The following is a 23915-nucleotide window of genomic DNA, read 5'->3' as shown; positions in this document are numbered from 1 at the left end:
GTTTCTAGTCTGCCCGGGCCGCCTCGTCCATGAGGCGCGGCAGATCGGATCCGGTGAACTCGGCCACCGCCCGCTCGTACTTCTCCATGCCCCACGACCAGAAGTCGAAGTCGATGCTCTGGTTGGCGCCGTCCTGGATCGAGGCCCACAGCGTCCAGCCGTACTTGGACATGAGCCCGAGCAGCCGCGCCCGCGCGATCTTGTGGCGTAGGCGGCGGCCGTAGTAGGCGGTGACGAGCTCATCCAGCAGGTCCAGGGACAGGTCCGACTCGCTCCAGATGTTGCCGAGCTCGAAGCAGGGGTCGTTGTTGCCGGCGTACTCGTAGTCGATCAGCCAGAGCCGCTCGCCGTCGTCGATGATGTTGCCGGGCAGCAGGTCGTTGTGACACGGCACCCGCCCCACATCCCGGATATCCAGACATTTCCGGATCCGCTCAACCTCGGGCATGAAGTCGAGATATTTCGCCGGAAGGCGATATCCGCGGCCCTGGACGATCTCCAGATACCCCCGCTGGATCTCGAACATGTCGAAGTCCCGCTCGAACCGGGGCCCTGCGTGCAGCCGCCCGCACACCTCGGCCACCCGCCGCAGGTTCGCCGGATCGCGCAGATCGGCCTCCGTGAACGTCCGGCCCGGCAGGAAACCCACGATCAGCACCCCGAGCTCCGGCAGATAGTCGTGCACCGGCGCCCCCACCCCGATCCGCGCGGCGGCCAGCGAGCAGGAGTGCTCGACGTCCCGGTCGATCGCCAGCAGCGAGCCCTCGCTGGCCGACACCCGCGCCACGTAGGCCCCGCCGGGAACGGTCACCTTGTAATTGTGGTTGGTCAGCCCGCCGGGCAGCTCCTCGACGGAACGCGGCACGCCGGACAGCAGGGGGATGCGGTCGAGGATCTCGGTCATGGTCGATGCTAGCGCCGTCACCCCCTAAACGGTCTAGACCTTTTAGTGTAGCCTCGCCCGCATGAGCGACTCGGCCCGCATCGTGATCATCGGCGGCGGCGTGGGCGGCGCCTCCGTCGCCTACCACCTGACCCAGCTCGGCGAACGCGACGTCCTCCTGCTGGACCGCGACGAGCTGACCAGCGGCTCGACCTTCCACTCCGCGGGACTCGTCGGCCAGCTGCGCGCCGACCCCACGCTGACCAGGATGAACCAGTACTCGGTGGAGCTCTACCGCACGCTCGACGCCGGCTGGACGGAGTGCGGCGGCATCAAGCTGGCCGGTACGCCGGAGCGGATGGCCGAGATCCGCCGCCAGATCGGCTGGGCCCGCACGTTCGGCCTGCCGCTGGAGGAGATCTCCGTCGCCGAGGCGGTCGAGCTGTTCCCGCTGATGGACCCCTCGGGCGTCGTCGGCGCGGCGTATCTGCCCACCGACGGGCAGATCGACCCCTCCGCGCTCTGCTACGCGCTGGCCACGAAGGCCCGCGAGGGCGGCGCCCGCGTCAGGACCAGGACCCGCGTGCTCGGCATCGACACCGAACGCGGCCGGGTCACGCGCGTACGCACCGACCAGGGCGACATCGACTGCGAGGTGGTCGTCAACTGCGGCGGCATGTTCGCCGCCGAGATCGGCCGGATGGCCGGGGTGCGGATCCCGATCGTGCCGATGTCGCACCAATACGTGGTCACCGACGCCTTCCACGAGCACACCGGCCTGCCGACGCTGCGCGACCCCGACCTGCTCGTCTACTACCGGCAGGAGGTGCAGGGCCTGGTCATGGGCGGCTACGAGCGCACCTGCGCGCCGTGGACGGCGGACGAGACCTCGTACGACGCCATCCCGGCCGACTTCAACGGCCGCCTGCTGGCGGAAGATTGGGACCGATTCACCGAAATTTCGGAGAATTCGCGGATCCGGGTCCCGGCCATGGCCGACGTGGGCATCCGCAAGATGATCAACGGCCCGGAGGCGTTCACCCCCGACAACGAGTTCTGCCTGGGCGAGACAGAGGTCGGCGGGTTTTTCGTGGCGGCCGGGTTCTGCGCGCACGGCATCGCGGGCGCCGGCGGCATCGGCAGGGTGATGGCCGAGTGGATCGTCGAGGGCGAGCCCGCCATGGACGTCTGGCACATGGACATCCGCCGCTTCGGCCGCCAGTACCGCTCCCCGTCCTACACCCTCGCCCGCGCGGTCGAGAACTACGAGACCTACTACGACATCCGCTACCCCGGCCACGAGCGCTCGGCGGGCCGCCCGCTCAAGGTCTCCCCGGCGTACGGCTGGCACGCCGCGCACGGCGCCGAGTTCGGCGAGAAGGCGGGCTGGGAGCGGGTCAACTACTACCGGTCGAACGAACGGGACAGTACTGGTGACGAGCGGCCCCAGGGGTGGGCCGGGCGGCTGTGGTCGCCCGCGATCGGGGTCGAACACCGGGCCGTGCGGGAGACGGCGGGCCTGTTCGACGAGACCTCCTTCGCCAAGATCCAGGTCGCCGGGCCGGACGCCGCCGACCTGCTCGAATGGGTCTGCGACAACCGCGTCGCCCGCCAGGTGGGCGCGGTGACGTACACGCAGGCGCTCAACCGGCGCGGCGGCATCGAGTGCGACTTCACCGTCACCAGGAGGGCCGAGGACGAGTTCCTCATCGTGACCGGCACCGCGTTCGGCTCGCACGACATGGGCTGGCTGCGCAAGCAGGCCGCGCTCAGGGGCGCCGACGTCCGGATCGCCGACGTGACCGGCCAGTACGCCTGCTTCGCCCTGTGGGGGCCGCGCGCCCGCGACATCCTCGGGACGCTCACGCCCGACCCGCTCGGCTTCCCGTTCATGTCGGCGCGGGAGCTGACCGTGGGCGACGTGCCGGTGCTGGCGCTGCGGGTGACGTTCGTGGGGGAGCTGGGCTGGGAGCTGTACTGCTCCAGCGAGTACGGCCTGGCGCTCTGGCAGGCGCTGTGGGCGGCCGGGCAGCCGTACGGGCTGCGGGCCGGCGGCTACCGGGCCATCGACAGCCTGCGCCTGGAGAAGGGCTACCGCGTCTGGGGCGCCGACATCGGGCCCGAGACCACGCCGTACGAGGCGGGGCTGGGCTTCTGCGTCAAGCTCGACAAGGACTTTCTCGGCAAGGACGCGCTCGACCCCCACCCCGAGCGCCGGCTGCGCTGCCTGACCCTGGAGCCGGGGGCGATCGCGCTCGGCAACGAGCCGGTGCGCCTGGACGGCCAGGTCGTGGCCCGGATCACCTCGGGCGGCCACGGCTACACGGTCGGCTCGCCGATCGCCTACGCGTATCTGCCCGTGGGGCCGGGCGTCAAGGTCGAGGTCGAGGTGGAGGGCGCCTGGGTGACCGGGACCGTCGTCAGTGACCCGCTCTTCGACCCGGCGGGGGAGCGGGTGCGCTGACGCCGCTGCCGACCGAGGGTGCGCTGAGGCCGCTGCGGACCGAGATGCGCACCCGGTCGGAGCGGAACAGGTCGCGGGCGAACTCCACCGGCTCCCCGGCCGCCGCGTAGGCGGTGCGCTCGATCAGCATGAGCGGCGTGCCCGGCTCGACGCCCAGCTCGGCGGCCTCGTCGGACCTGGCGATGACCGGGTCGAGGTGCTCGACGGCGGTGCGCGGCTCCAGGTCGTAGCGGGTGGCCAGCAGGGCGTAGAGCGACCCGTCGAGATCCTGCTCCAGGAAGCCGGGCAGCGCGGGGAAGAAGGAGCGTTCGAGGGCCACCGGCGACTGCCCGGCCGAGCGTACCCGGGCGACGTGGTGCACCGGCTCGCCCACGGCGAGCTCCAGGGCGGCGGCGACGGAGCGGGGCGCGGGGACGGTCGTGGCGACCAGCACTCTGGCCTCGGCCTGGAGGTGGGCGCGCCGCATCTGCTCGGTGAACCCCGCCAGCCCCGTCAGATCGCACTCGACGCGCGGGTCGGCGACGAACGCGCCGCCCGACCTGCCCGGCGTCCTGACCAGGACGCCGTCGTGCTCCAGCGTCGCCAGCGCCTGCCTGAGCGTCATCCGGCTCACGCCCAGGCGCGCCGACAGCTCCCGCTCGCCCGGGAGCCGGTCGCCGGGCTCCATCTCGCCGCTGCCGATGGACTCCAGCAGCCACCGCTCGATCTGCACGTGCGCGGGGACACCGGTGCCGCGCTCGACCTCGGGTGTCCCGACCACACGCGCATCGTAGCCGGTCACGCCGACAGCTCGGTCACGTCGACAGAGCGGTCAATCCGGACAGCCGCTCCACCGCGTCGGCGAACTCGCTCACCATCTCGTAGACCACCTCGCGAGCGGGCTTGACCTGGTCGAGCTGGCCGACGACCTGCCCGACGAAGTAGTTGGCCAGCTCCACGGCCCCCGGTTCGCCGCGCTCGGCTGCTGCGCCGATGCGGGCCATCGCGGCCTCGGCCACGAGCATCTGCAGCGGCATCCCGAGCGGTCCGGGGCTCTCCGGCCCGGAGTCCCACTCCTCGGTCCAGGCCGACTTGAGCTGCCTGGCCGGCTTGCCGGTACGCGACCTGGACCGGACCGTGTCGAGTGAGGAGGCGGCCAGCATCTTCCGCTTCACCGAGGGCGTCGTCTCCGCCTCCTCGGTGGTCAGCCAGACCGATCCGCACCACACGCCTTCGGCGCCGAGCGCCATCGCCGCCGCCATCTGCCGCCCCGAGGCGATGCCGCCCGCCGCCAGCACGGGCACCGGGGCGACCGCGTCCACGACCTGCGGCACCAGCACCATCGTGGCGATCTCACCGGTGTGCCCGCCCGCCTCGGTGCCCTGCGCCACGATCAGGTCCGCGCCCGCCGCCACCTGCCTGTGGGCGTGCTCGACGGTGCCGACCAGCGCGGCCACCGGCACGCCCGCCGCCCTGGCCTTGGCCACCATCTCCGGCGGCGGCGGTCCGAGCGCGCTGGCGATCAGGCCGATCGGGTGCTTGAGCGCCACGTCGATCAGCCCGGTCGCGCCCGCCGCGGTCACCCGCCTGCCGAACTCGTCCGTCGAGGCGGCCACCGGCTGCGGCGGTGCGTTCACGCCGTACTTGGACAGCAGGTGCGTGACGAAGTCGCGGTGCCGTTCGGGGATGAAGTCGGTCAAATGGGCGTCGAGATCGAGCGCCGAGGCGTCGAGCTTGCCGGGCACCAGCACGTCGACCCCGTACGGGCGGCCGTCCACCCGCTCGTCGATCCAGGTGAGCTCGGTGTCGAGTTGGTCGGGGGTGTAGGCGACCGCGCCCAGGACGCCGAAGCCGCCCGCGTTGGTGACCGCGGCCACCACGTCGCGGCAGTGGCTGAAGGCGAACAACGGGAACTCGACGCCGAGACGTTCGCAAATGGCGGTCCGCATGGTCCGACGCTAGCCGCCAGAAGGTTGTTCGGTCCACCGTTCGCGCGGGCGGATCCACCGTCTGGAGCGTCTGTGCGGCCGAGCTCAGGAGGCGGTGGCCTGCCGGTCCATGGCCAGTGAGATGCCCGGAGTGTGCCAGCCCAGCGTGGGATCGTAGCTGCGTACCAGCTTGGCGGGCACGCCCGCGACCACGCTGTGGTCGGGGAACTCACCGCGGACGACCGCGCCGCCCGCCACCACGCACTGGCGGCCGATCCTGGTGCCGGGCAGGATGATCGCGCCCGCCCCGAGCCAGGAGCCCGCGCCGATCGAGACCGGACTGTTGCGTGGCCACTGCCGGCCGATCGGTGTCTCCGGGTCGTCGTAGACGTGGTTCTGATCGGTGATGTAGACGTACGGGCCGGTGAAGACGTGCTCGCCGATGTCGATCGACTGGTGGGCCACGATGTGCGAGCCCCGGCCGATCGAGCAGCCGCCGCCGATCCGCAGGATCGAGTCCGGGCCCAGGTCGACGCCCGGGCCCATGCCGCAGGACAGCGACACGCGCTCGCCGATCAGCGTGTGGTCGCCGATCTCGATCCACTGCTCGCCGAAGATCGCGCCCGGCGGGAAGGCGATGCTGACACCGTCGCCCAGATGCCGGAATCTGGTGCCGCCCGGACTGGCCGGGGTGATCGCCCCGGCCGCGCGGATCGCCTTGTAGGCACGGTGAATCAGCGCGCCCGTTGCCCGCCGTACTAATGACATAGGGCCCAAAGTTACCGCTAGGTCATGCCGTTCGGGCATGTCGGGGGCGTTGTTTGATATCCTGAGAGCCCGTGGACGCTTCGACCACACATCGACCCACGGGAGCCCCTTTGCGCAGCGCATCGCAAACCAAGCATCTATTCGTCACCGGCGGTGTCGCCTCCAGCCTAGGGAAGGGGCTCACCGCCTCCAGCCTGGGCCGTCTGCTCAAGGGACGCGGTCTCCGGGTCACCATGCAGAAGCTCGACCCCTACCTCAATGTGGACCCCGGGACGATGAACCCGTTCCAGCACGGCGAGGTCTTCGTCACTGACGACGGATCCGAGACCGACCTCGACGTCGGCCACTACGAGCGGTTCCTTGACACCGATCTGCACGGTTCGGCGAACGTCACCACCGGCCAGGTCTACTCCAACGTCATCGCCAAGGAGCGGCGCGGCGAATACCTGGGCGACACGGTCCAGGTCATCCCGCACATCACCAACGAGATCAAGGACCGCATCCGGGGCATGGCGGGTCCTGAGGTCGACGTGGTCATCACCGAGGTGGGCGGCACCGTCGGCGACATCGAGTCGCTGCCGTTCCTGGAGGCCGTACGCCAGATCAGGCATGAGGTCGGGCGCGACAACGTGTTCTTCCTGCACGTCTCGCTGCTGCCGTACATCGGCCCCTCCGGCGAGCTGAAGACCAAGCCGACGCAGCACAGCGTGGCCGCGCTGCGCAGCATCGGCATCCAGCCCGACGCGATCGTGCTGCGCTCCGACCGGCCCGTGCAGACGGCGATCAAGCGGAAGATCAGCCTGATGTGCGACGTGGACGAGGACGCCGTGGTCTCGGCCGTGGACGCGGCCTCGATCTACGACATCCCCAAGGTGCTCCACTCCGAAGGGCTCGACGCCTATGTGGTGCGGCGGCTCGGCCTGCCCTTCCGCGACGTGGACTGGAAGGAGTGGGAGGAGCTCCTGCGCCGGGTGCACCGCCCGGCCAAGGAGGTCACCATCGCCCTGGTCGGCAAGTACATCGACCTGCCCGACGCCTACCTGTCCGTCACCGAGGCGCTGCGGGCGGGCGGGTTCGCCAACGACGCCCGCGTCAACATCCGCTGGGTCAAGAGCGACGACTGCGAGACGCCCGAGGGCGCCGAGCGCGAGCTCGACGGCGTCGACGGCGTGCTGATCCCCGGCGGGTTCGGCGTGCGCGGCATCGAGGGCAAGATCGGCGCGATCCGCCACGCCCGGGAGGGCAAGATCCCGCTGCTCGGCATCTGCCTCGGCATGCAGGGCATGGTCATCGAGGCCGCGCGCAACCTGGCGGGACTCGAAGACGCCAATTCCAGCGAGTTCGACCCAGACGCCAAGCACTCGGTCGTCTCCACGATGGCCGACCAGGAGGACGTCGTAGCCGGCGAGCGCGACATGGGCGGCACCATGCGCCTGGGCAGCTACACCGCCAAGCTCGGCGAGGGCACCCTGGCCAGGCAGCTGTACGGCGGCAAGGCCAAGGTCGCCGAACGCCACCGGCACCGCTACGAGGTCGCCAACGCCTACCGCGAACGCCTGGAGAAGGTCGGCCTGGTGTTCTCCGGGCTGTCGCCCGACGGCCGCCTGGTCGAATACACCGAACTGCCCGTCGAGGCCCACCCGTTCTTCATCGGCACCCAGGCCCACCCCGAGTTCCGCTCCCGGCCGACGCGGGCCAACCCGATGTTCAAGGGGCTGATCAACGCCGCGCTCGCCTACGCCGACAGCCGGGTGACCGCGAAGGTGGCCAAGTGAGGGTGGAAGACACGCCCGAGGCGTGGGAAGTCGTCGAATCCAAGGACCGGTTCGCGGGCCGGGTGATCAACGTGGTCACCGACACGGTCCGCATGCCGGGGGACACGGTCGCCGACCGCGACTACGCCGTGCACCCCGGGTCCGTCGCGGTCCTCGCGCTCGACGAGCAGGACCGGGTCCTGCTCATCCGGCAGTACCGCCACCCGACGCGCCGGCTGCTCTGGGAGCTGCCCGCCGGATTGCGCGACGTGGAAGGAGAATCGCTGGTCACCGGTGCCGCGCGGGAGCTTGCCGAGGAGGCCGGATACCGCGCCGAGACCTGGCACACCCTGGTCGACCTCTACACCTCGCCCGGTATGTCCAACGAGCGGATCCGGGTGTTCCTGGCCCGCGGCCTGTCGAAGATCCCCGCGGACGAGAACGGCTTCGTCCACGAGCACGAAGAGATCGACATGCCGGTCGAATGGGTGCCTCTACCCGACGCGGTCGAAAGGGCGCTCATGGGAATGATCCACAATTCCCCGACCGTGGCCGGTATCCTCGCCGCATATGCGGCTTCGGTCGAGGGATTCGCCCTGTTGCGCCCCGCCGACGCCAAGGAGGCGTGACGGAAGGACCAGTTCGTGGAGGCAGTGCTCTCCAGCTACCTCGCCCACCTCACGGTGGAGCGGGGCCTGGCTGCCAACACGCTGGCGTCCTACCGCCGTGACCTCGACCGTTACTTCGAGCACCTGCGCTCGCGCGGCCGCGTGTCGCTCGGCGAGGTGGGCGAGGCCGACGTGCTCGACTTCCTCGCCGCGCTGCGGGAAGGCGACTGCGACCACCCCGCCCTCGTGGCCAGCTCGGCCGCGCGGGCGGTGTCGGCCGTCCGCGGCCTGCACCGCTTCGCGCTGCGCGAGGGCGTCACGGCCCACGACCCGGCGCACCAGGTGCGTCCGCCGCGGCAGCTCCGCAGGCTGCCCAAGGCGATCACCGTCGACGAGGTCGAGCGGCTCATCGCCGCCTCCGGCCCCGACGGCGCGCCGCTGACCCTCCGCAACCGCGCCCTGCTGGAGGTCCTGTACGGCACGGGCGCCCGCATCTCCGAAGCCGTCGGCCTGGCCGTGGACGACCTGGAGGCCGAGCAGGTACGGCTGCGCGGCAAGGGCAGCCGTACCCGCGTCGTCCCCCTGGGCCGCTACGCCCGCTCCGCGCTCGACGCCTATCTCGTCAGGGCCCGCCCCGGCCTCGTGGCCCACGGCCGGGGCACGCCCGCCGCCTTCCTCAACGCCAGGGGCGGCCGGCTCACCCGGCAGGGCGCCTGGGAGGTGCTCCAGGCCGCCGCCGAACGGGCCGGACTCGCCGGGATATCTCCGCACGTTCTCCGTCATTCCTTCGCAACCCACCTCCTTGACGGCGGAGCCGACGTTAGGGTGGTCCAGGAGTTGCTCGGCCACGCCTCGGTGACGACCACGCAGGTCTACACCCTGGTCACCGTCGACAAACTCCGCGAGGTGTACGCCGCCGCGCACCCCCGTGCCCGGCAGTGATCTATAGTCATTTGCGACGTGCGGCACTTCGGCGTGCCGCCTTGCCGCGTTAAGTGGTGACGCCATAGTGTCCGTCCGGACGGTCCGGTTCGGGATCGTCAGGGAGGTTCGAGCTGGTGACTGTGAAGACCAACGGTTCGGCCCCGGGGACCCCCGACAACCCCTGGGGAGACACGAAGACCAACACGCCTTCCATAGGCGTGAATCTGGGCCCCACCCGGCGTCCCCGCCCGGTGTTCCCCGAACCTGTCGCGCCCGAGATCCACGGGCCCGCGCGGGTGGTCGCGATGGTCAACCAGAAGGGTGGGGTGGGCAAGACCACCACCACCATCAACCTGGGCGCAGCCCTCGTCGAATACGGCCTCAAGGTGCTGCTCGTCGACTTCGACCCGCAGGGCGCCCTGTCCGTCGGCCTCGGCATCAACCCGCTCCAGCTCGACCTCACGGTCTACAACCTGCTGATGGAGCGCAACGTCACCGCCGAGGACGTGCTGCTGGAGACCGGCGTCGAGGGCCTCGACCTGCTGCCCAGCAACATCGACCTGTCGGCCGCCGAAGTCCAGCTCGTCACCGAGGTGGCCCGCGAGCAGGTGCTCGGCCGCGTGATCAAGCCGCTGCTGCCGCACTACGACGTCTGCCTCATCGACTGCCAGCCGTCGCTCGGCCTGCTCACCATCAACGCGCTGACCTGCGCGCAGGGCGTCATGGTGCCGCTGGAGTGCGAGTTCTTCGCGCTGCGCGGCGTGGCCCTGCTCATGGACACCATCACCAAGGTGCAGGAACGGCTCAACGAGGACCTCGAGATCGAGGGCCTGCTCGCCACCATGTACGACGCGCGCACCCTGCACGGCCGCGAGGTGCTCGCCCGCGTCGTCGAGGCGTTCGGCGACAAGGTCTTCCACACCGTGATCAACCGCACCGTGCGCTTCCCCGACGCCACGGTCGCCGGCGAGCCGATCACCACCTTCGACCCGTCGTCCCTGGGTGCCAACGCTTACCGTGAGCTGGCCCGCGAGGTGCTGTCCCGCTGGCCGGCACCTGCGACAATGGCCAGGTGACGGAGACAGAGCCACAAGGGTTCAGGGTCCACCTGGACGTCTTCGAGGGGCCCTTCGACCTGCTCCTCGGCCTGATCTCCAAGCACAAGCTCGACATCACCGAGATCTCGCTCTCCAAGGTCACCGACGAGTTCATCGCCTACATCCGGGCTCGTGGCCCCGAGTGGGATCTCGACGTGACCAGCCACTTCCTGCTGGTCGCGGCCACGCTCCTCGACCTCAAGGCGGCCCGGCTGCTGCCCTCGGGCGAGGTCGAGGACGAAGAGGACCTGGCTCTGCTGGAGGCCCGCGACCTGCTGTTCGCCCGGCTCCTGCAGTACAAGGCGTACAAAGAGGTGGCGAAGGTCTTCTCCGGGCGCATGGCCGAAGAGGCGCTGCGCTTCCCCCGCACCGCGCCCATGGAGCCGCAGTTCGCCAACCTCCTCCCGCAGCTCATCCTGGGCATCAGCCCGGACGACCTCGCCCGCATCGCCGCCCGCGCCTTCGTCCCCAAGCTGCCGCCTACCGTGAGTGTCGGGCACATCTATCAACCGCTGGCCAGCGTGCGGGAGCAAGCCGCTATTCTGGTTGCTCACCTGCGCCGCATGCGGCGGGCCACCTTCCGGGCCCTGGTGGCCGACTGCGACGGCACCATCGAGGTCATCGCCCGCTTCCTGGCGGTGCTGGAGCTCTTCCGGGAGTCCGCGGTCACTTTCGAACAGGTCGAAGCGCTGGGCGATCTGCACGTGACCTGGACCGGGACGGACGAGGGGGACGTCTCGGTGGGGGACGACTACGAGGAGAGCGCGGAGAAGACGGCTGATGACTGACCGCTTGGACGACACCCCGCCTCGCGAACCCGCCCCTTTGCCCGCCTGGATGACCCTCCCGGGGTCGCTCGCCGCCGCGAGCACGGACGACAGGCCGGGTGTTCCGCCTGCGGTCGACGAGGCGGAGGTCGCGCCGTCCGCGCCGGAGGTGGACGACCGGCTCCAGGGGTCGTCTCACGAGGCCGATGATGCGCCGCAGGACACGACTCCTGAGCTTGATGCGGACGACCGGCTCCTGTCGCCTCAGCTGGACGACCGGCTCGCGGGGCCGTCCGCCGAGCCGGATGTGGTCGAGCCGGATGTGGACGATGAGCTCTGGGACGCGTCCCTCGTACCGACCGGTGCGGAGGTATCCGAGCCGGTCGGCATGGACGACATACCCGATGAACCCGCCGAGAGCGACCCGCAGGGCGGCGGCCCGACGCTCGGGGCGGCGCTTGAAGCCATCCTGATGGTCGTGGACGAGCCTGTCCCCGAAGTGACCCTGGCGCAGGTGCTCGAACGGCCCACCCATGAGGTGAGCACCGCACTCCGGGCCTTGGCCGCGGAATACACCCAAGCCGGACGGGGTTTCGATCTGAGAGAAGTGGCAGGCGGTTGGCGGTTTTACACGCGAGCCGACTGCGCCGCGCTGGTCGAGCGGTTCGTCCGCGACGGCCAGCAGACCCGGCTCACCCAGGCCGCGCTGGAAACCCTCGCGGTCGTCGCCTACCGGCAACCGGTGAGCCGCGCACGAGTCGCCGCGGTCCGCGGCGTCAACAGCGACGGCGTCATGCGGACGCTCGTCGCCAGGGGCCTGGTCGAAGAGGCCGGCACCGACCCGGAGAGCCAGGCAGTGCTCTACCGGACAAGTTCATACTTCCTTGAACGCCTGGGACTGAAGGACATCGGCGAGCTCCCCGAGCTCGCGCCCTTCCTCCCCGACGACGTGGAAAACCTCGAGGAGAATACAAAGTGATCAACAGGCGCAGCACCCCGTCCGGTGATGGACGCGGTCGTGGACGCACCGGCGGCGCGAGCCGTGGCGGCCGTCCCGCCTTCCGCTCGGACGACTCGCGCGGCGGCTCCCGCCGTGAGGGGTTCCGTGGCGGTTCCCACCGAGACGATTCCCGCGGCGGACCCCGCCGCGATGACAGTGACCGCGGCTACAGCCGCGACTCCGGAAGCGAGCTGGGCTCCGGCCGCGATTCGCTCCGCGCCGACCGTGGCGGTTCCCGCGCCCGGTACGGCAGGCCCACCTCCGGCGACTCCCGCGACCGCTCCGGCTCGGCGGGCGACCGGGGCGGCTACAACCGTTCCAGTTCAACGGGCGACCGTGGCGGCTACGACCGCTCGTCCCGTGACGACCGTTCATCCCGCGAGCGTACGTACCGTGACGACCGCTCCCCCTCCCGCGACGACGACCGTCCGGCGACCGGCAGCGACCGCGGCGGCTACTCGCAGTCCCGTGGCGACCGGGGCGGCTACTCGCAGTCCCGCGGCGGCTCTTCGTCAACGCGCGGCGGCGACCGCGGTGGATATGGCGCGCAGTCGCGCGGCGACCGTGGCTACGGCGGGTCGTCCCGTGGCGAGCGCGGTGGCTACGGCTCGTCCTCCGGTGGCGAGCGCGGCGGATACCGCTCCGACCGCGGCGGCTCCGGCCCTCGGGAGGGTGGCGGCTACCGTCCCCAGCGCCGAGACGACCGTGGCGGTTTCCAGGGCGCCCGTCGTGACGACCGGGGCGGTTTCCGTTCCGACCGCAGTGACGACCGTGGCGGGTTCCGGCCCGAGCGTCGTGACGACCGGGGCGGTTACCAGGGTGACCGTCGTGACGATCGGGGCGGATCGCGTCCCGAGCGCACGGAGGATCGTGGCGGCTTCCGGGCCGACCGTGGTGGCCGCAGGGACGGCGGTTCCCGTACCGAGTCCCCGAGGAGCGGCTACAGCCGCGGAGAGTCCCCGCGGACCGGCAGCGGCCGTGGAGAGTCCACTCGTGCCCGCTTCGGGCGGCGTGACGACGCCGGCTCGCGCCGCGACGCCGGCCGCCCGGCCCGTACCCCCAGGCGCGACGATGTTCAAACCATCGGCGGCGGGCGTACGTCCGGCGGACGGGACGGGGCGGCCACCGGTGCGCCGCGCGACCGGTTCAAGACCGCTCGCCAGCCCATGCGGGACCGCAACTTCTTCCCCGACGGCTACACCGACGAGCGCGACACCACCGAGGTGCCCGGCGGCGTACGGCTGCAGAAGGTGCTCGCCCAGGCGGGCGTGGCCAGCCGTCGCGCCTGCGAGGAGATGATCGGCGACGGCCGCGTCACCGTGAACGGGCAGGTCGTACGGAGGTTCGGGGCCAAGGTGGACCCGGCGGCGCAGGTCATCCACGTAGACGGCAAGCGCATCCCGACCGCCCCCGACCTGGTCTACTACGCCCTGAACAAGCCCATCGGCGTCGTGTCCACCATGGACGACCCGCAGGGCCGGCCGTGCCTGGCCGACTATGTGGAGGAGCTCGCGCCGAGGCTGTTCCACGTGGGCAGGCTCGACACCGAGACCGAGGGGCTGCTGCTGCTCACCAACGACGGCGAGTTGGCCAACCGGCTGACTCACCCGAGCTATGGGGTGCAGAAGAAGTACTGGGCGAAGGTCCCGGGCCCGATCCCGCGTGATCTGAGCCGTCGGCTCAAGCAGGGCATCGAGCTGGAAGACGGCCTCGCGAAGATCGACTCCTTCTCGATCGTGCAGGAGCACGGCCAGCAGGCGCTGGTCGAGGTCGTTCTGCACGAAGGCCGCAATCACATCGTCCGGCGGCTGCTCGAAGAGGCGGGTCATCGCGTCATCGACCTGGCCAGGATCGAGTTCGGGCCGGTCAAGCTGGGCCGTACCAAGGCGGGCACCGTCAGGGCGCTGTCCCTGAAGGAGGTCGGCGAGCTTTACGCCGCTGTGAAACTGTAACGCCGAAGCTGTAATCTGGCGGGAACGCAGGAGCCCGTGCGAACCTCCGCACGGGCTTCACCGCTATAGAGGGGTGTAATCACATGGTGCGGGCGATCCGCGGGGCGATCCAGGTGGACGCCAACGACCGTGGGGCGATCATCGAGGCGACCACCGAGCTGGTCAGCGAGATGATGGGGCGCAACAAGCTGACCACCGACGATGTGATCAGCGTGCTGTTCACGGCGTCTCCCGATCTGACGGCGGAGTTCCCGGCGCTGGCGGCGCGGAAGCTGGGCTTCCACGACGTGCCGCTGATCTGCTGCACCGAGATCGACGTGCCGGGCGCGCTGCCCAGGGTCGTACGCCTGATGGCCCACGTGGAGACGGACCGGCCGCGCTCCGACATCCAGCACGTCTATTTGCGCGGCGCCGTCGCGCTCCGCCAGGACATCGCCCAGTAACGACCGGCTCATCCGCTTCCTGTCACCCGACCGAGCAACTCCGACGCCAGATAAATCAGGACATCTACATGGCCTCCGAACTCCGCACCGTGCTGGTAGTCGGCACCGGTCTCATCGGCACCTCCATAGCGCTGGCGCTGCGCGAGCGCGGGCTACGCGTGCTGCTCGCCGACCACGACCAGGGAGCGGTACGGCTGGCCCGGGAGCTCGGCGCGGGCGAGGAGTGGCAGCCGGAAGCCGCTTCGGCCTCGGGTGGGTCCGCCTCGGGTGGGTCCGGCTCGGGTGGGTCCGGCTCGGGTGGGTCCGGGGAGACGATCGATCTCGCGGTGCTCGCGGTGCCGCCCGCGCACGTCGCCGGTGAGCTGCTGGCGCTGCAGCGCAACGGCACGGCCACGTTCTACACCGACGTGGCCAGCGTCAAGGTGGAGCCCATCGAGCGGGCCGCCCAGCTGGGCTGCGACATGTCCACCTACGTCGCCTCCCATCCCCTGGCCGGACGCGAGAAGTCGGGCCCCGGAGCCGCCAGGGCCGAGCTGTTCCTGGGCCGCCCATGGGCGCTGTGCCCCACCTCCGACGCCACGCCGGAGGCCAGAGCGGCCGTGCTGCGGCTGGTGGAGCTCTGCGGCGGCAACCCCGTCGAAGTGGACGCCGCCGAGCACGACCAGGCCGTGGCCGTAGTCTCCCACGCGCCCCACGTCACCGCGTCGGCGGTCGCGGCCCGGCTGGCGGACGCGTCCGACATCGCGCTCGGCCTGGCCGGGCAGGGCGTACGCGACGTCACCAGGATCGCGGGCAGCGACCCGGGCCTCTGGCTCGGCATCCTGTCGGGCAACGCGACGCCGGTGGCCGAGGTGCTGGAGGCCATCTCCCGCGACCTGGCCGAGGCCGCTACGGCGCTCCGCGCGCTGGCCGACGGCGACGGCACGGTCACGCAGGAGCTCACCCAGCTGCTCAAGCGCGGCGTGGCCGGTCACGGCCGCATCCCGGGCAAGCACGGGGGGCCCGCGCCGGCGTACGTGATGGTCCAGGTCGTCGTCGGGGACCGCCCCGGTCAGCTGGCCAGGCTCTTCCAGATCTGCGACGAGGTCGGGGTCAACGTCGAGGACGTACGCCTGGAGCACGCTCCCGGCCTGCCTCTGGGCATCGCCGAAGTCTCCGTGCAGCCGGACGCGGCGGCCGTCCTCACCAAGGCGCTGCACGAGCGGGGCTGGCAGGTCCCCTAAAGCGGTGATCACAAGGGTTCCCCGGGTGGGTCGTCACACGACCGTCTCGTTCCCTGTGGCCGGCTGATCGAGTCCCACACCTCCGTGCAGTTCCAGCACAGCGTCAGCGACGTCGTCAGCGCGGTGGCTGCGGTGGGTCCGGCAGCAGCTTCGACCGCCCCAACGATGTGAACCCGATTGAGGGCGTCCTCCTTGTCCTTGTCGGAGGGCAAGCTGTATCGGCGGGTGGTCTCCAGGCGGGCGTGGCCAAGGATCTCGGCGACCAAGACCGGTCGGTCTTGCCGCGGACCCGCGTGGTGGCAAGCGTGTGGCGCAGGACGTGTGCCGTGGTGGGATCGTCCAGCCCGGCTGTCTGGGTGATCTCGGCCATGATGCCGCCTGCGGCGCGGGTGCTCAGCCGTCTGCCCTTGCCGTACAGGCGCAGCCGGCTTGCGGGCCCGACATCTGGATGTCGTCGACGTCGAGGTCCTTGAAGCGGAGAGGCTGCGTCTGAGCCTGCGTCCACCGGACGACAGGCGGGCCGGGCCGGCCGCCTGCCTGCCATGGACCCGCATCACCGAGTGTGAGGCCACCCTGCGGGTGCGGACTTCACTTGTGGTCGCGGAGGAAGGCGGAGATGTCGGGGCGGGCCGGGTGGTTCCGCAGGGGCGGCGGCTGGCTCTGGAGGAACGCCGTGATGACGGCGGCGGCGCGTTCGTTGTTGTCGTTGAGGCCGTTCCACATGTGGTGTCCGACACCGGGCATGTACTGGGTTCGCTCGATGGCGGGGTCGGCGGCAAGGATGGCGGTAGCCCATTGGCGTACCTGTGACGAGCATTCGGCGATCATCAGCATCGCGGGGGTGCGGGAGCGTTTCAGCTCGGAGGCGATGGAGGGTGAGTCCTTGATCGTCTGCATGATGCGGAGGCTCGCGGCGGCGCTGAAGGAGAAGTTCTCCGCGGTGTCCTCGGCAGGGATGCGGCCGGCGTCCTGCGCGCAGTAGGCGGAGGCGGTGTCGCTGCCGAGATCGGCGGCCGTGAAGGCGTTGACGCCTTCGGCCTGCGTGATCAGGCCGGTGTCGGGCGGGAGGAGCCCGAGTTGGATGAGGCCGAGCGCGACGGCGTACCGGGGGACGCGCGTCGCCCGGGGTCCGGCCGTGGCCGGAGCGAGGCCGCGCGCGGACGGTCGTCCCTGTTGCCCGCTGATCAGCGTGGTGGGGCCGTCCATGGGGCCGGGCTCGGCGATGATCGCCCGGTGCACGTGGACGGCGACGTCCGCGGTGGCCAGGGCCCGGGTGAGCACGACCGCGCCGGCGGAGAATCCGAGGACGTCGACCGGGCCCTTGTCCAGGCGATCGATGAAGGCGGCGAGGTCACGTACGGACCTGGAGATCGTGTACTGCTCCATGGGCAGCAGGTCGCTCCGTCCGCCGCCGGGCTGCTCGTAGGCGTACACGTCGTAGCCCTGTCCGGCCAGGCTTCGAAGGAATCGGTGGTCGAGCACGGAGATGTTGCGGACGGGCCCTCCGTGGAGGTACACGAGCGGCGTGGGGTGCCGGGGGACGTCGGCGACGGGGGGATAGTGGTAGACGGCGACCCGGCTGCCCGTGCTCAGGCTCCAGTGTCTCGTCGCGACGAATGACAGGTCGGGCGGGTACTGCCGGGTCGTGGGGGCGGTGGGGATGCAGACCGACGCCGTGAGGGCGGCGGCGACGATCACTGGTGCGAAGGGCCGCAGCCGACCCGGCCAGGTACGGCCGCGGCCTCGCCACAGTGCGGCGATGACTCCGGCGCCAAAGGCGGTCAGCCAGGCGGCGAGCCCCGCGCGGGCGCCATCCGTCAGAACGATGAGGGCGAGGAACAGCCCGGCCAGCCCGACGACGGCGAGCACGGCGAGGATCAGGCGGCCGATGAGGCGGAGGGGGACGGTTAGAGGCATCGACGGTTTCCAAACGTTGTTCCGGAACGGCGTTTGGAAACGCTACCAGCTCGGCTAGGCTGGTCGTCGTGGGAAGACCGAGAACCAACGACGACACCGTGAAGGAGCGCCTCATCGAGTCCGCGACCCAGATGTTCGCGACCCGTCCACGGGAATCGATCACCATCCGCGCCCTGGCCGCTGCCGCCGGGACCGCGACCGCCGCCGTCTACTCGCTGTTCGACGGCAAGGACGGGCTGATCGCCGAAGTGCGCGGCAGAGCGGTCGCCGGGCTGTCCCAGGACCTGTCGGCGGTGGCGGTCTCCGATGACCCCCTCGCCGACCTCTACGCGCTCGCGGTCGCCTACCGGCGGTGGGGACTCGAGCACCGCCATCTCTACACGGTGTTGTTCGGCGGTGTGCAGAGCTTCGACCCATCCGGTGACGTGGGGGTCGGCGATCCCGTCAGGCCGCTCATCGAGGCGATAGATCGCGCCCTGTCGGCCTCCGCGCTCTCGGGCGACGCGACCTCCATCGCGCTCTCACTCTGGGTGACCCTGCACGGGCTGGTGACTCTCGAATTGGCCGGGGCCCTCGACACCGCCACGGCCGAGACCACGTTCCGCTCGACGATCCCCGCCGCGCTACGTGGCTGGACGGCTTGACTTCGCAGCATCCCCAGGCGGGTCATCCACCAAAGACGACGAGAACCAGTAGGCCCGTGCGCCACCCGTGTTGCATCGGACACAGCGCTCGGGCCCGCTCCTGAGCGAGTCGTCCGGGATACTCGCGCGGACCGGACAGTCCGTCGGGGCGGAGATCCCTGGGGGTACACCGCCTTTGGGGGTGTGGAAGAACGGCGCCGGTGTCACATCCCTGGCGGCTCGCTCCGTCTTCAGTGCGGAATCCCATCGGAGTTCGCAAGGAGCCAGGGACATGACGAACATTCTGATTCTGGGCGCCGGCTACACAGGCATCGCGGCCGCGATCAGGGCCGCCACCCGGACGCGCCGCCACGGCGGCAAGGTGACGCTGGTCAGCGCCTCACCACGGTTCACGGAGCGGCTGCGGCTGCACCAGACCGCCGCGGGCGAACGGCTGCCGGACCACGCGGTCGCCGACATCATCGCCGGCACGGGCATCGACCTCGTCCTGGGTCGTGTGAGCGCCCTCGACCCCGAACGGCACGAGGTCACCGTCAACGGCGCGGACACCCGGCGCGTGATCGCGTACGACAAGCTGATCTACGCCCTCGGCACCGTCACCGACGCCTCGACCCCCGGCGTGGCCGAGCACGCCTACGTCTATGACGACCACGACCAGGCCGTACAGCTCGCGCGACGGCTCAGTGAGCTCGACCAGGGGACGGTCGTCGTGGCCGGTGGCGGTCTGACCGGCGTCGAGTCGGCCACCGAGCTCGCCGAAGCGCACCCCAGCCTGCGCGTCGTCCTGCTCAGCCGGGGCCGTCCTGGCTCGATGATGGGTGAGAAGGCCCGCGCCTACGTCGAGCGGGCGATGGACCGGCTCGGCATCCAGGTACGCGACGGTGCCGAGGCCACCAAGGTGCTGCCGGACGCCGTCGAGCTGGCCGGGGGCGAGCTGGTCCACTCCGACGCGACGCTCTGGACCGCCGGCACCAGGGGCCTGCCTCTGGCCGCCGAGGCGGGGCTGACGGTGGACGGGCGGGGCAGGATCGTGGTCGACGCCGCGCTCCGCTCGGTGTCGCACCCGGACGTCTACGCGGTGGGTGACGCCGCCGCGGTGCGCCAGCCGTACGGCGTCATGCACGGGACCTGCCAGGGCGGCATCCCGACGGGCCTGCACGCGGCCGACGCGCTCGCCGACGGGCTGCGCGGCCGTGCGGTGAAGGCTTTCCGGTTCGGGTACGTTCATCAGCCCCTCAGCTTGGGGCGCCGGGACGCCGTCATCCAGTTCACCCACCCCGACGACACGCCGCGCAGGGCGTACCTGAAGGGGAGGTGGGCCATCGTCTACAAGGAGACGGTGAGCGGCAGCCCGTTGCCCACCTACCGCTTGCTCAAGCACGGGTTGGTGCCGGTCGGCCTGTTCCGGCTGACGGCCGGCCTCAAGTGATGGCGGGTGGCGTGTGTCAGGGCTTGGCGAGCGCCTGATCGACCGCGTTGGAACGGTATCCGGCCAAGTGCGCGGTATGGGGACCGTGGTCGGCGGATGGTCGAGCGCGGTATGGGGACTGTGGTCGGGCAGGAGGTCGCGGCGGACGCCGGATTGTCCAGCTGGGCGTAGGGCATGCGTGCGAGGCGGTAGCCTCTTCAGGTTGGAGAAAACGTGCGGTGGGGAAACGTGAAGAGGGAGAGGCCGTGACCGGTCTGGTCGTCGCCATGGACGGTCCCGCGGGGTCGGGCAAGTCGAGCGTGTCGCGTGGAGTCGCTCGCGCACTCGGGCTGCGCTACCTGGACACCGGGGCGATGTACCGGGCGATGACCTGGTGGATGCTCCAGCAGGGCGTCGACCTGGCCGATCCCGCCGCTGTCGCGGCCCGCGCGGGCGAGCCCGAGATCGTCTGCGGCACCGACCCCGACGGTCCGTCCATCCACGTCGGCGGTGTCGACGTGGCCGGGCCGATCCGGGAGGCCGAGGTCACCGGGGCGGTCTCCGTCGTGGCGGCGGTGCCCGAGGTGCGCGCGCGTCTCGTGCACCTGCAGCGGGAGATCATCGGCGTCGGCGACATCGTGGTCGAGGGCCGCGACATCGGCAGCGTGGTCGCCCCCGACGCGACCGTCAAGGTCTATCTGACGGCCAGCGCCGAAGCCCGTGCCCTGCGCCGTACGGCGGAGCTGAGCGGCACCACGGTGGAGGCGCAGCAGGCCGCGATGGCCAAGCGTGACACCCTCGACTCCACTCGCAAGACGGATCCACTCTCGATGGCGGATGGCGCCGTCGAGCTCGACACCACGCCGCTGACCCTCGAAGAGGTCATCGGCGAGGTGCTGAGTCTGATCAAGGAGCGCACCTGACAAGGGTGCGGTACTCACAAAGGATGAAAAATCGTGTCAACGGGGGATTGGGTCGAGGCTGAACTCGACGATCTCGCAGTATCCGACGACGTCGCCGACAGCGGCCCGGTGCCGGTCGTGGCCATCGTCGGTCGCCCGAACGTAGGCAAGTCCACGCTGGTCAACCGCATCATCGGCCGCCGCGAGGCGGTCGTCGAAGACGTGCCGGGCGTCACCCGTGACCGCGTCACCTACGACGCCAACTGGCGCGGGCGCCGCTTCACGGTCGTCGACACCGGCGGCTGGGACCCCGAGGCCACCGGGATGAACCTGCGCATCGCCGACCAGGCGCGAGTCGCGGTCGAGCTGGCCGACGTGATCGTGTTCGTCGTCGACGCCACCGTGGGCGCGACCGACGCCGACGAGACGGTCGGCTCGGTGCTCCGCCAGTCGGGCAAGCCGGTCATCCTGGCCGCCAACAAGGTCGACAACCAGCAGGTGGAGCTGGAGGCCGCCGCGCTCTGGGCGCTCGGCCTCGGCGAGCCGCAGCCGGTCTCGGCCCTGCACGGCCGCTCCAGCGGCGACCTGCTCGACGTGATCCTCGACGCGCTGCCGGAGACGCCGGAGCTGCGGTTCGACGCCGAGCGCGGCCCCTACCGGGTGGCGCTGCTCGGCAAGCCCAACGTCGGTAAGTCCTCGCTGCTCAACAAGCTGGCGGGGGAGGAGCGGGTGCTGGTCGACCCGATGGCGGGCACCACCCGCGACCCGGTCGACGAGCTGATCGAGCTGGGCGGTAAGACCTGGCGCTTCGTCGACACCGCCGGCATCAGGCGGCGCGACCGCGAGCTGCAGGGCGCCGACTTCTACGCCGCCATGCGCACCCGAGCCGCCCTCGAACGCTCCGAGGTGGCGATCGTCCTCATCGACGCCAGTGAGGTGCTCACTGAGCAGGACCTGCGGATCATCGGCCTGGTGATCGAGTCGGGCCGGGCGATGGTCGTCGCGTTCAACAAGTGGGACCTGGTCGACGAGGACCGCCGCTACTACCTGGAGAGGGAGATCGACCGGCAGCTCGTCCGCACACCGTGGGCGCTGCGGGTCAACATCTCCGCCAAGACCGGACGCCACATGGACCGGCTCGTCCCGGCGCTGGAGAAGGCGCTCGGATCGTGGTCGACGCGGGTGCCGACGGCCAGGCTCAACGCGTTCCTGACCGAGCTGGTGCACCAGACGCCGCCGCCGGTGCGGGGTGGCAAGCAGCCGAAGATTCTCTTCGCCACGCAGGCGTCTGTGGAGCCGCCCAAGTTCGTGCTGTTCACCTCGGGCTGGCTGGAGGACACCTACCGGCGCTTCATCGAGCGCCGGATCCGCGAGGAGTTCGGCTTCGCCGGGTCGCCGATCGACGTGTCGATGAAGATCCGGGAGAAGCGGAAGAGCGGCGGCCAGCCCGCCAAGAATTGACGCGCTCCCCGGCTTGAACGTCGGGGATTCAGCCTGCGCCGCGTGACCTCACGCGGCACTTCTGTGGCTTCCTGTTTCATCGACCGTGCCCCTCCGCTCGCCGCGAGAAGCGGGCGGAGGGGTCTTACCAGTCTCCGCAGGCGTTTTCCGTCTCCGCTTCCCGCCCATCTCAGGCACGGGTTTCCGTCCAGCGGCGACGATCCGGCGCCCTTCGGCGCGGATGTTGATCTCGGCGTTGACATCCCGGTCATGGGTGACCCCGCAGGCGCAGGTCCACTCCCGCACCGTCAGCGGCATCGCCTCGGCTATCGCCCCGCAGGCCGAGCACAGCTTGGTGGAGGGGAAGTACCTGCCGATCTTCACGAATGTCCGGTGATACAGCTTCGCCTTGTACTCCAGCATTCCGACGAACTGCGCCCAGCCCGCGTCGTGCACGCTCTTGGCCAGCTTGGTGCGCGCCAGTCCCTTGACCGCCAGATCCTCCACATAGATCGCTTGGTTTTCGCGGATCAGCTTCGTGGAGAGCTGGTGGTGGAACTCGCGGCGCGCGTCGGCGACCTTGACATGCTGCCGGGCGACTTTCCTGCGGGCCTTGGCCCGGTTGGCGCTGCCTTTCTCCTTACCCGACAGGGCTTTGTGCGCCCGCTTGAGGTTCTTCTCCGCCCGGCGCAGGAACCGCGGGCTGTCGATCTTCCGTCCGCCCGACAGCACCGCGAAATGCTTCAAGCCCACATCGATCCCGGTCTCGGCCTCGGTCGCGGGCAACGGGGTCTGGGCGGCATCGACCACGAACGAGGCGAAATATCTTCCGGCGGCATCCTTGATCACGGTGACCGAGGAGGGCTCGGACGGCAAGCACCGCGACCAGCGCACCGTCACCTCGCCGATCTTCGGCAGTCGCAGCCTGCCGACCGCGGTGATGACGAAACGGGCGTTGCGGGTGAACCGGATCGCCTGCCGGGCATCCTTGCGCGACCGGAAACGCGGCGGCCCCAGCTTGGGCCCCTTGCGGGTCCCGGCCAGACAGGCGAAGAAGTTCCGGAACGCCGCGCAGGCGTCGGCCAGTGCCTGCTGCAGCACCACCGCCGACACCTCGCCCAGCCACGCCCGATCCGGCCGCTTCTTCGCCTCGGTGATCACCAGGCGGGACAGTTCCGCGTCGGTGATGAACGGCAGCCCCTGCTCGTGGGTGTGATTGCGCAGTGCGACCGCGTCGTTGAAACCACCCGGGCGCACCCGAACGCCCGTGCGAGCGCGATGCGCTGGCCCGGGGTCGGGTCGATCCGGAAGGAGTACCGCAACTGTACGCGATCATCCTACAGTTGGGTTATGGCCGAGAACAGCGATATCAGGACCGGCAGGCATTGCGTTTTCGTCCTCCATGCCCACTTGGTTTTCGTCACGAAGTTCCGGCATCGGGTGTTCGCCGGGACCCACCTGACCCGGCTGGAGGAGATCATGCGATCCGTGTGCGTCGACTTCGAAACCGAGCTACGCGAGTTCAACGGCGAGGACAATCACGTCCACCTGCTGGTCGGCTTCCCTCCCAAGGTGGCGTTGTCCAAGCTGGTCAACAGCCTCAAGGGCGTGTCCTCGCGCCGGATGCGTCAGGAGTTTCCCGACCTGGCCCGCCATTACTATCGGGCGAACAAGCTGTGGTCGGGCTCCTACTTCGCCGGATCGGTGGGCGGCGCTCCGATCAGTGTCCTGCGCCAGTACATCGAGCAGCAAAACCGGCCCATCTGAGCTGGGTGGACGCCGTTTCGCCTGGCGGCGAATCGGCTGTTCCCGCC

General features: G+C 70.4%; 21 protein-coding genes. 15 read left to right on the top strand and 6 right to left on the bottom strand.

Annotated elements, in window-relative coordinates; genetic code table 11:
• Positions 1-4: 4 nt before the first annotated feature.
• Complete coding sequence (locus AB0B64_RS28620; protein WP_358180927.1) at positions 5-925, bottom strand: choline kinase family protein; 921 nt, start codon at positions 923-925, stop codon at positions 5-7.
• Between the two features lie 40 nt (positions 926-965).
• Between AB0B64_RS28620 and AB0B64_RS28615 the strand changes: the two genes are divergently transcribed.
• Complete coding sequence (locus AB0B64_RS28615) at positions 966-3347, top strand: FAD-dependent oxidoreductase (protein ID WP_358180924.1); 2382 nt, start codon at positions 966-968, stop codon at positions 3345-3347.
• Here AB0B64_RS28615 and AB0B64_RS28610 read toward each other — a convergent pair.
• The 3 genes from AB0B64_RS28610 to AB0B64_RS28600 form a co-directional block, all read right to left on the bottom strand.
• Complete coding sequence (locus AB0B64_RS28610) at positions 3304-4107, bottom strand: GntR family transcriptional regulator (protein WP_357945664.1); 804 nt, start codon at positions 4105-4107, stop codon at positions 3304-3306. The two genes, AB0B64_RS28615 and AB0B64_RS28610, sit on opposite strands and share 44 nt — an antisense overlap.
• Positions 4108-4141: 34 nt before the next feature.
• On the bottom strand, positions 4142-5275 hold the full coding sequence (locus tag AB0B64_RS28605; protein WP_358180922.1) for a nitronate monooxygenase family protein: 1134 nt from the start codon (positions 5273-5275) through the stop codon (positions 4142-4144).
• Between the two features lie 84 nt (positions 5276-5359).
• Positions 5360-6022 (bottom strand): acyltransferase, encoded by a 663-nt coding sequence (locus AB0B64_RS28600; protein ID WP_357945669.1) that lies wholly within the window; start codon positions 6020-6022, stop codon positions 5360-5362.
• A 110-nt stretch (positions 6023-6132) separates the two neighbouring features.
• Between AB0B64_RS28600 and AB0B64_RS28595 the strand changes: the two genes are divergently transcribed.
• From AB0B64_RS28595 to AB0B64_RS28555, 9 genes are all read left to right on the top strand, one after another.
• Entirely contained in the window at positions 6133-7797 is a 1665-nt protein-coding gene (locus AB0B64_RS28595) for a CTP synthase (RefSeq protein WP_357945671.1), read from the top strand.
• Entirely contained in the window at positions 7794-8405 is a 612-nt protein-coding gene (locus AB0B64_RS28590; protein ID WP_357945674.1) for an NUDIX hydrolase, read from the top strand. The genes AB0B64_RS28595 and AB0B64_RS28590 overlap by 4 nt, the downstream gene beginning before the upstream one ends.
• A gap of 15 nt (positions 8406-8420) precedes the next feature.
• A complete protein-coding gene (locus AB0B64_RS28585) occupies positions 8421-9326 on the top strand; it encodes a site-specific tyrosine recombinase XerD (protein WP_357945676.1) in 906 nt (301 codons plus the stop codon).
• Between the two features lie 116 nt (positions 9327-9442).
• On the top strand, positions 9443-10384 hold the full coding sequence (locus tag AB0B64_RS28580) for a ParA family protein (RefSeq protein ID WP_357945679.1): 942 nt from the start codon (positions 9443-9445) through the stop codon (positions 10382-10384).
• The gene (locus AB0B64_RS28575) at positions 10381-11193 is read left to right on the top strand and encodes a segregation/condensation protein A (RefSeq protein WP_357945681.1); all 813 of its coding nucleotides are present in this window, start codon (positions 10381-10383) and stop codon (positions 11191-11193) included. Before AB0B64_RS28580 ends, AB0B64_RS28575 begins: the two co-directional genes overlap by 4 nt.
• Positions 11194-11560: 367 nt before the next feature.
• Positions 11561-12151 carry an SMC-Scp complex subunit ScpB gene (gene scpB, locus AB0B64_RS28570; protein ID WP_358181216.1) on the top strand — a complete coding sequence of 197 codons (591 nt, stop codon included), beginning with the start codon at positions 11561-11563 and terminating at the stop codon, positions 12149-12151.
• A complete protein-coding gene (locus AB0B64_RS28565) occupies positions 12148-14124 on the top strand; it encodes a pseudouridine synthase (protein ID WP_358180919.1) in 1977 nt (658 codons plus the stop codon). Before scpB ends, AB0B64_RS28565 begins: the two co-directional genes overlap by 4 nt.
• Before the next feature lie 83 nt (positions 14125-14207).
• Entirely contained in the window at positions 14208-14567 is a 360-nt protein-coding gene (aroH, locus tag AB0B64_RS28560) for a chorismate mutase (RefSeq protein WP_357639298.1), read from the top strand.
• Positions 14568-14635: 68 nt separating this feature from the next.
• Entirely contained in the window at positions 14636-15790 is a 1155-nt protein-coding gene (locus AB0B64_RS28555) for a prephenate dehydrogenase (protein WP_358180916.1), read from the top strand.
• A 588-nt stretch (positions 15791-16378) separates the two neighbouring features.
• On the opposite strand, the gene AB0B64_RS28550 is transcribed toward AB0B64_RS28555, so the two are convergent.
• Entirely contained in the window at positions 16379-17707 is a 1329-nt protein-coding gene (locus tag AB0B64_RS28550; RefSeq protein WP_357945690.1) for an alpha/beta fold hydrolase, read from the bottom strand.
• A 68-nt stretch (positions 17708-17775) separates the two neighbouring features.
• On the opposite strand from AB0B64_RS28550, the gene AB0B64_RS28545 reads away from it, so the two are divergent.
• From AB0B64_RS28545 to der, 4 genes are all read left to right on the top strand, one after another.
• On the top strand, positions 17776-18351 hold the full coding sequence (locus AB0B64_RS28545) for a WHG domain-containing protein (protein WP_357945693.1): 576 nt from the start codon (positions 17776-17778) through the stop codon (positions 18349-18351).
• Positions 18352-18622: 271 nt separating this feature from the next.
• The gene (locus AB0B64_RS28540) at positions 18623-19780 is read left to right on the top strand and encodes an FAD-dependent oxidoreductase (RefSeq protein WP_358180913.1); all 1158 of its coding nucleotides are present in this window, start codon (positions 18623-18625) and stop codon (positions 19778-19780) included.
• Positions 19781-20025: 245 nt separating this feature from the next.
• The gene (gene cmk / locus AB0B64_RS28535) at positions 20026-20682 is read left to right on the top strand and encodes a (d)CMP kinase (protein ID WP_357945698.1); all 657 of its coding nucleotides are present in this window, start codon (positions 20026-20028) and stop codon (positions 20680-20682) included.
• 33 nt (positions 20683-20715) lie between these two features.
• On the top strand, positions 20716-22122 hold the full coding sequence (gene der, locus AB0B64_RS28530; protein ID WP_357945701.1) for a ribosome biogenesis GTPase Der: 1407 nt from the start codon (positions 20716-20718) through the stop codon (positions 22120-22122).
• A gap of 48 nt (positions 22123-22170) precedes the next feature.
• On the opposite strand, the gene AB0B64_RS28525 is transcribed toward der, so the two are convergent.
• Positions 22171-23358 carry a transposase gene (locus tag AB0B64_RS28525; RefSeq protein ID WP_358180910.1) on the bottom strand — a complete coding sequence of 396 codons (1188 nt, stop codon included), beginning with the start codon at positions 23356-23358 and terminating at the stop codon, positions 22171-22173.
• Between the two features lie 93 nt (positions 23359-23451).
• Here AB0B64_RS28525 and tnpA point away from each other — a divergent pair, with 93 nt between their 5' ends.
• Positions 23452-23868 carry an IS200/IS605 family transposase gene (gene tnpA, locus AB0B64_RS28520; RefSeq protein ID WP_357945707.1) on the top strand — a complete coding sequence of 139 codons (417 nt, stop codon included), beginning with the start codon at positions 23452-23454 and terminating at the stop codon, positions 23866-23868.
• Positions 23869-23915: the final 47 nt, after the last annotated feature.

Source organism: Nonomuraea sp. NPDC049129 (genome assembly GCF_040648495.1).
Classification (GTDB): domain Bacteria; phylum Actinomycetota; class Actinomycetes; order Streptosporangiales; family Streptosporangiaceae; genus Nonomuraea.
This window is presented reverse-complemented; position numbering and strand designations above follow the sequence as displayed.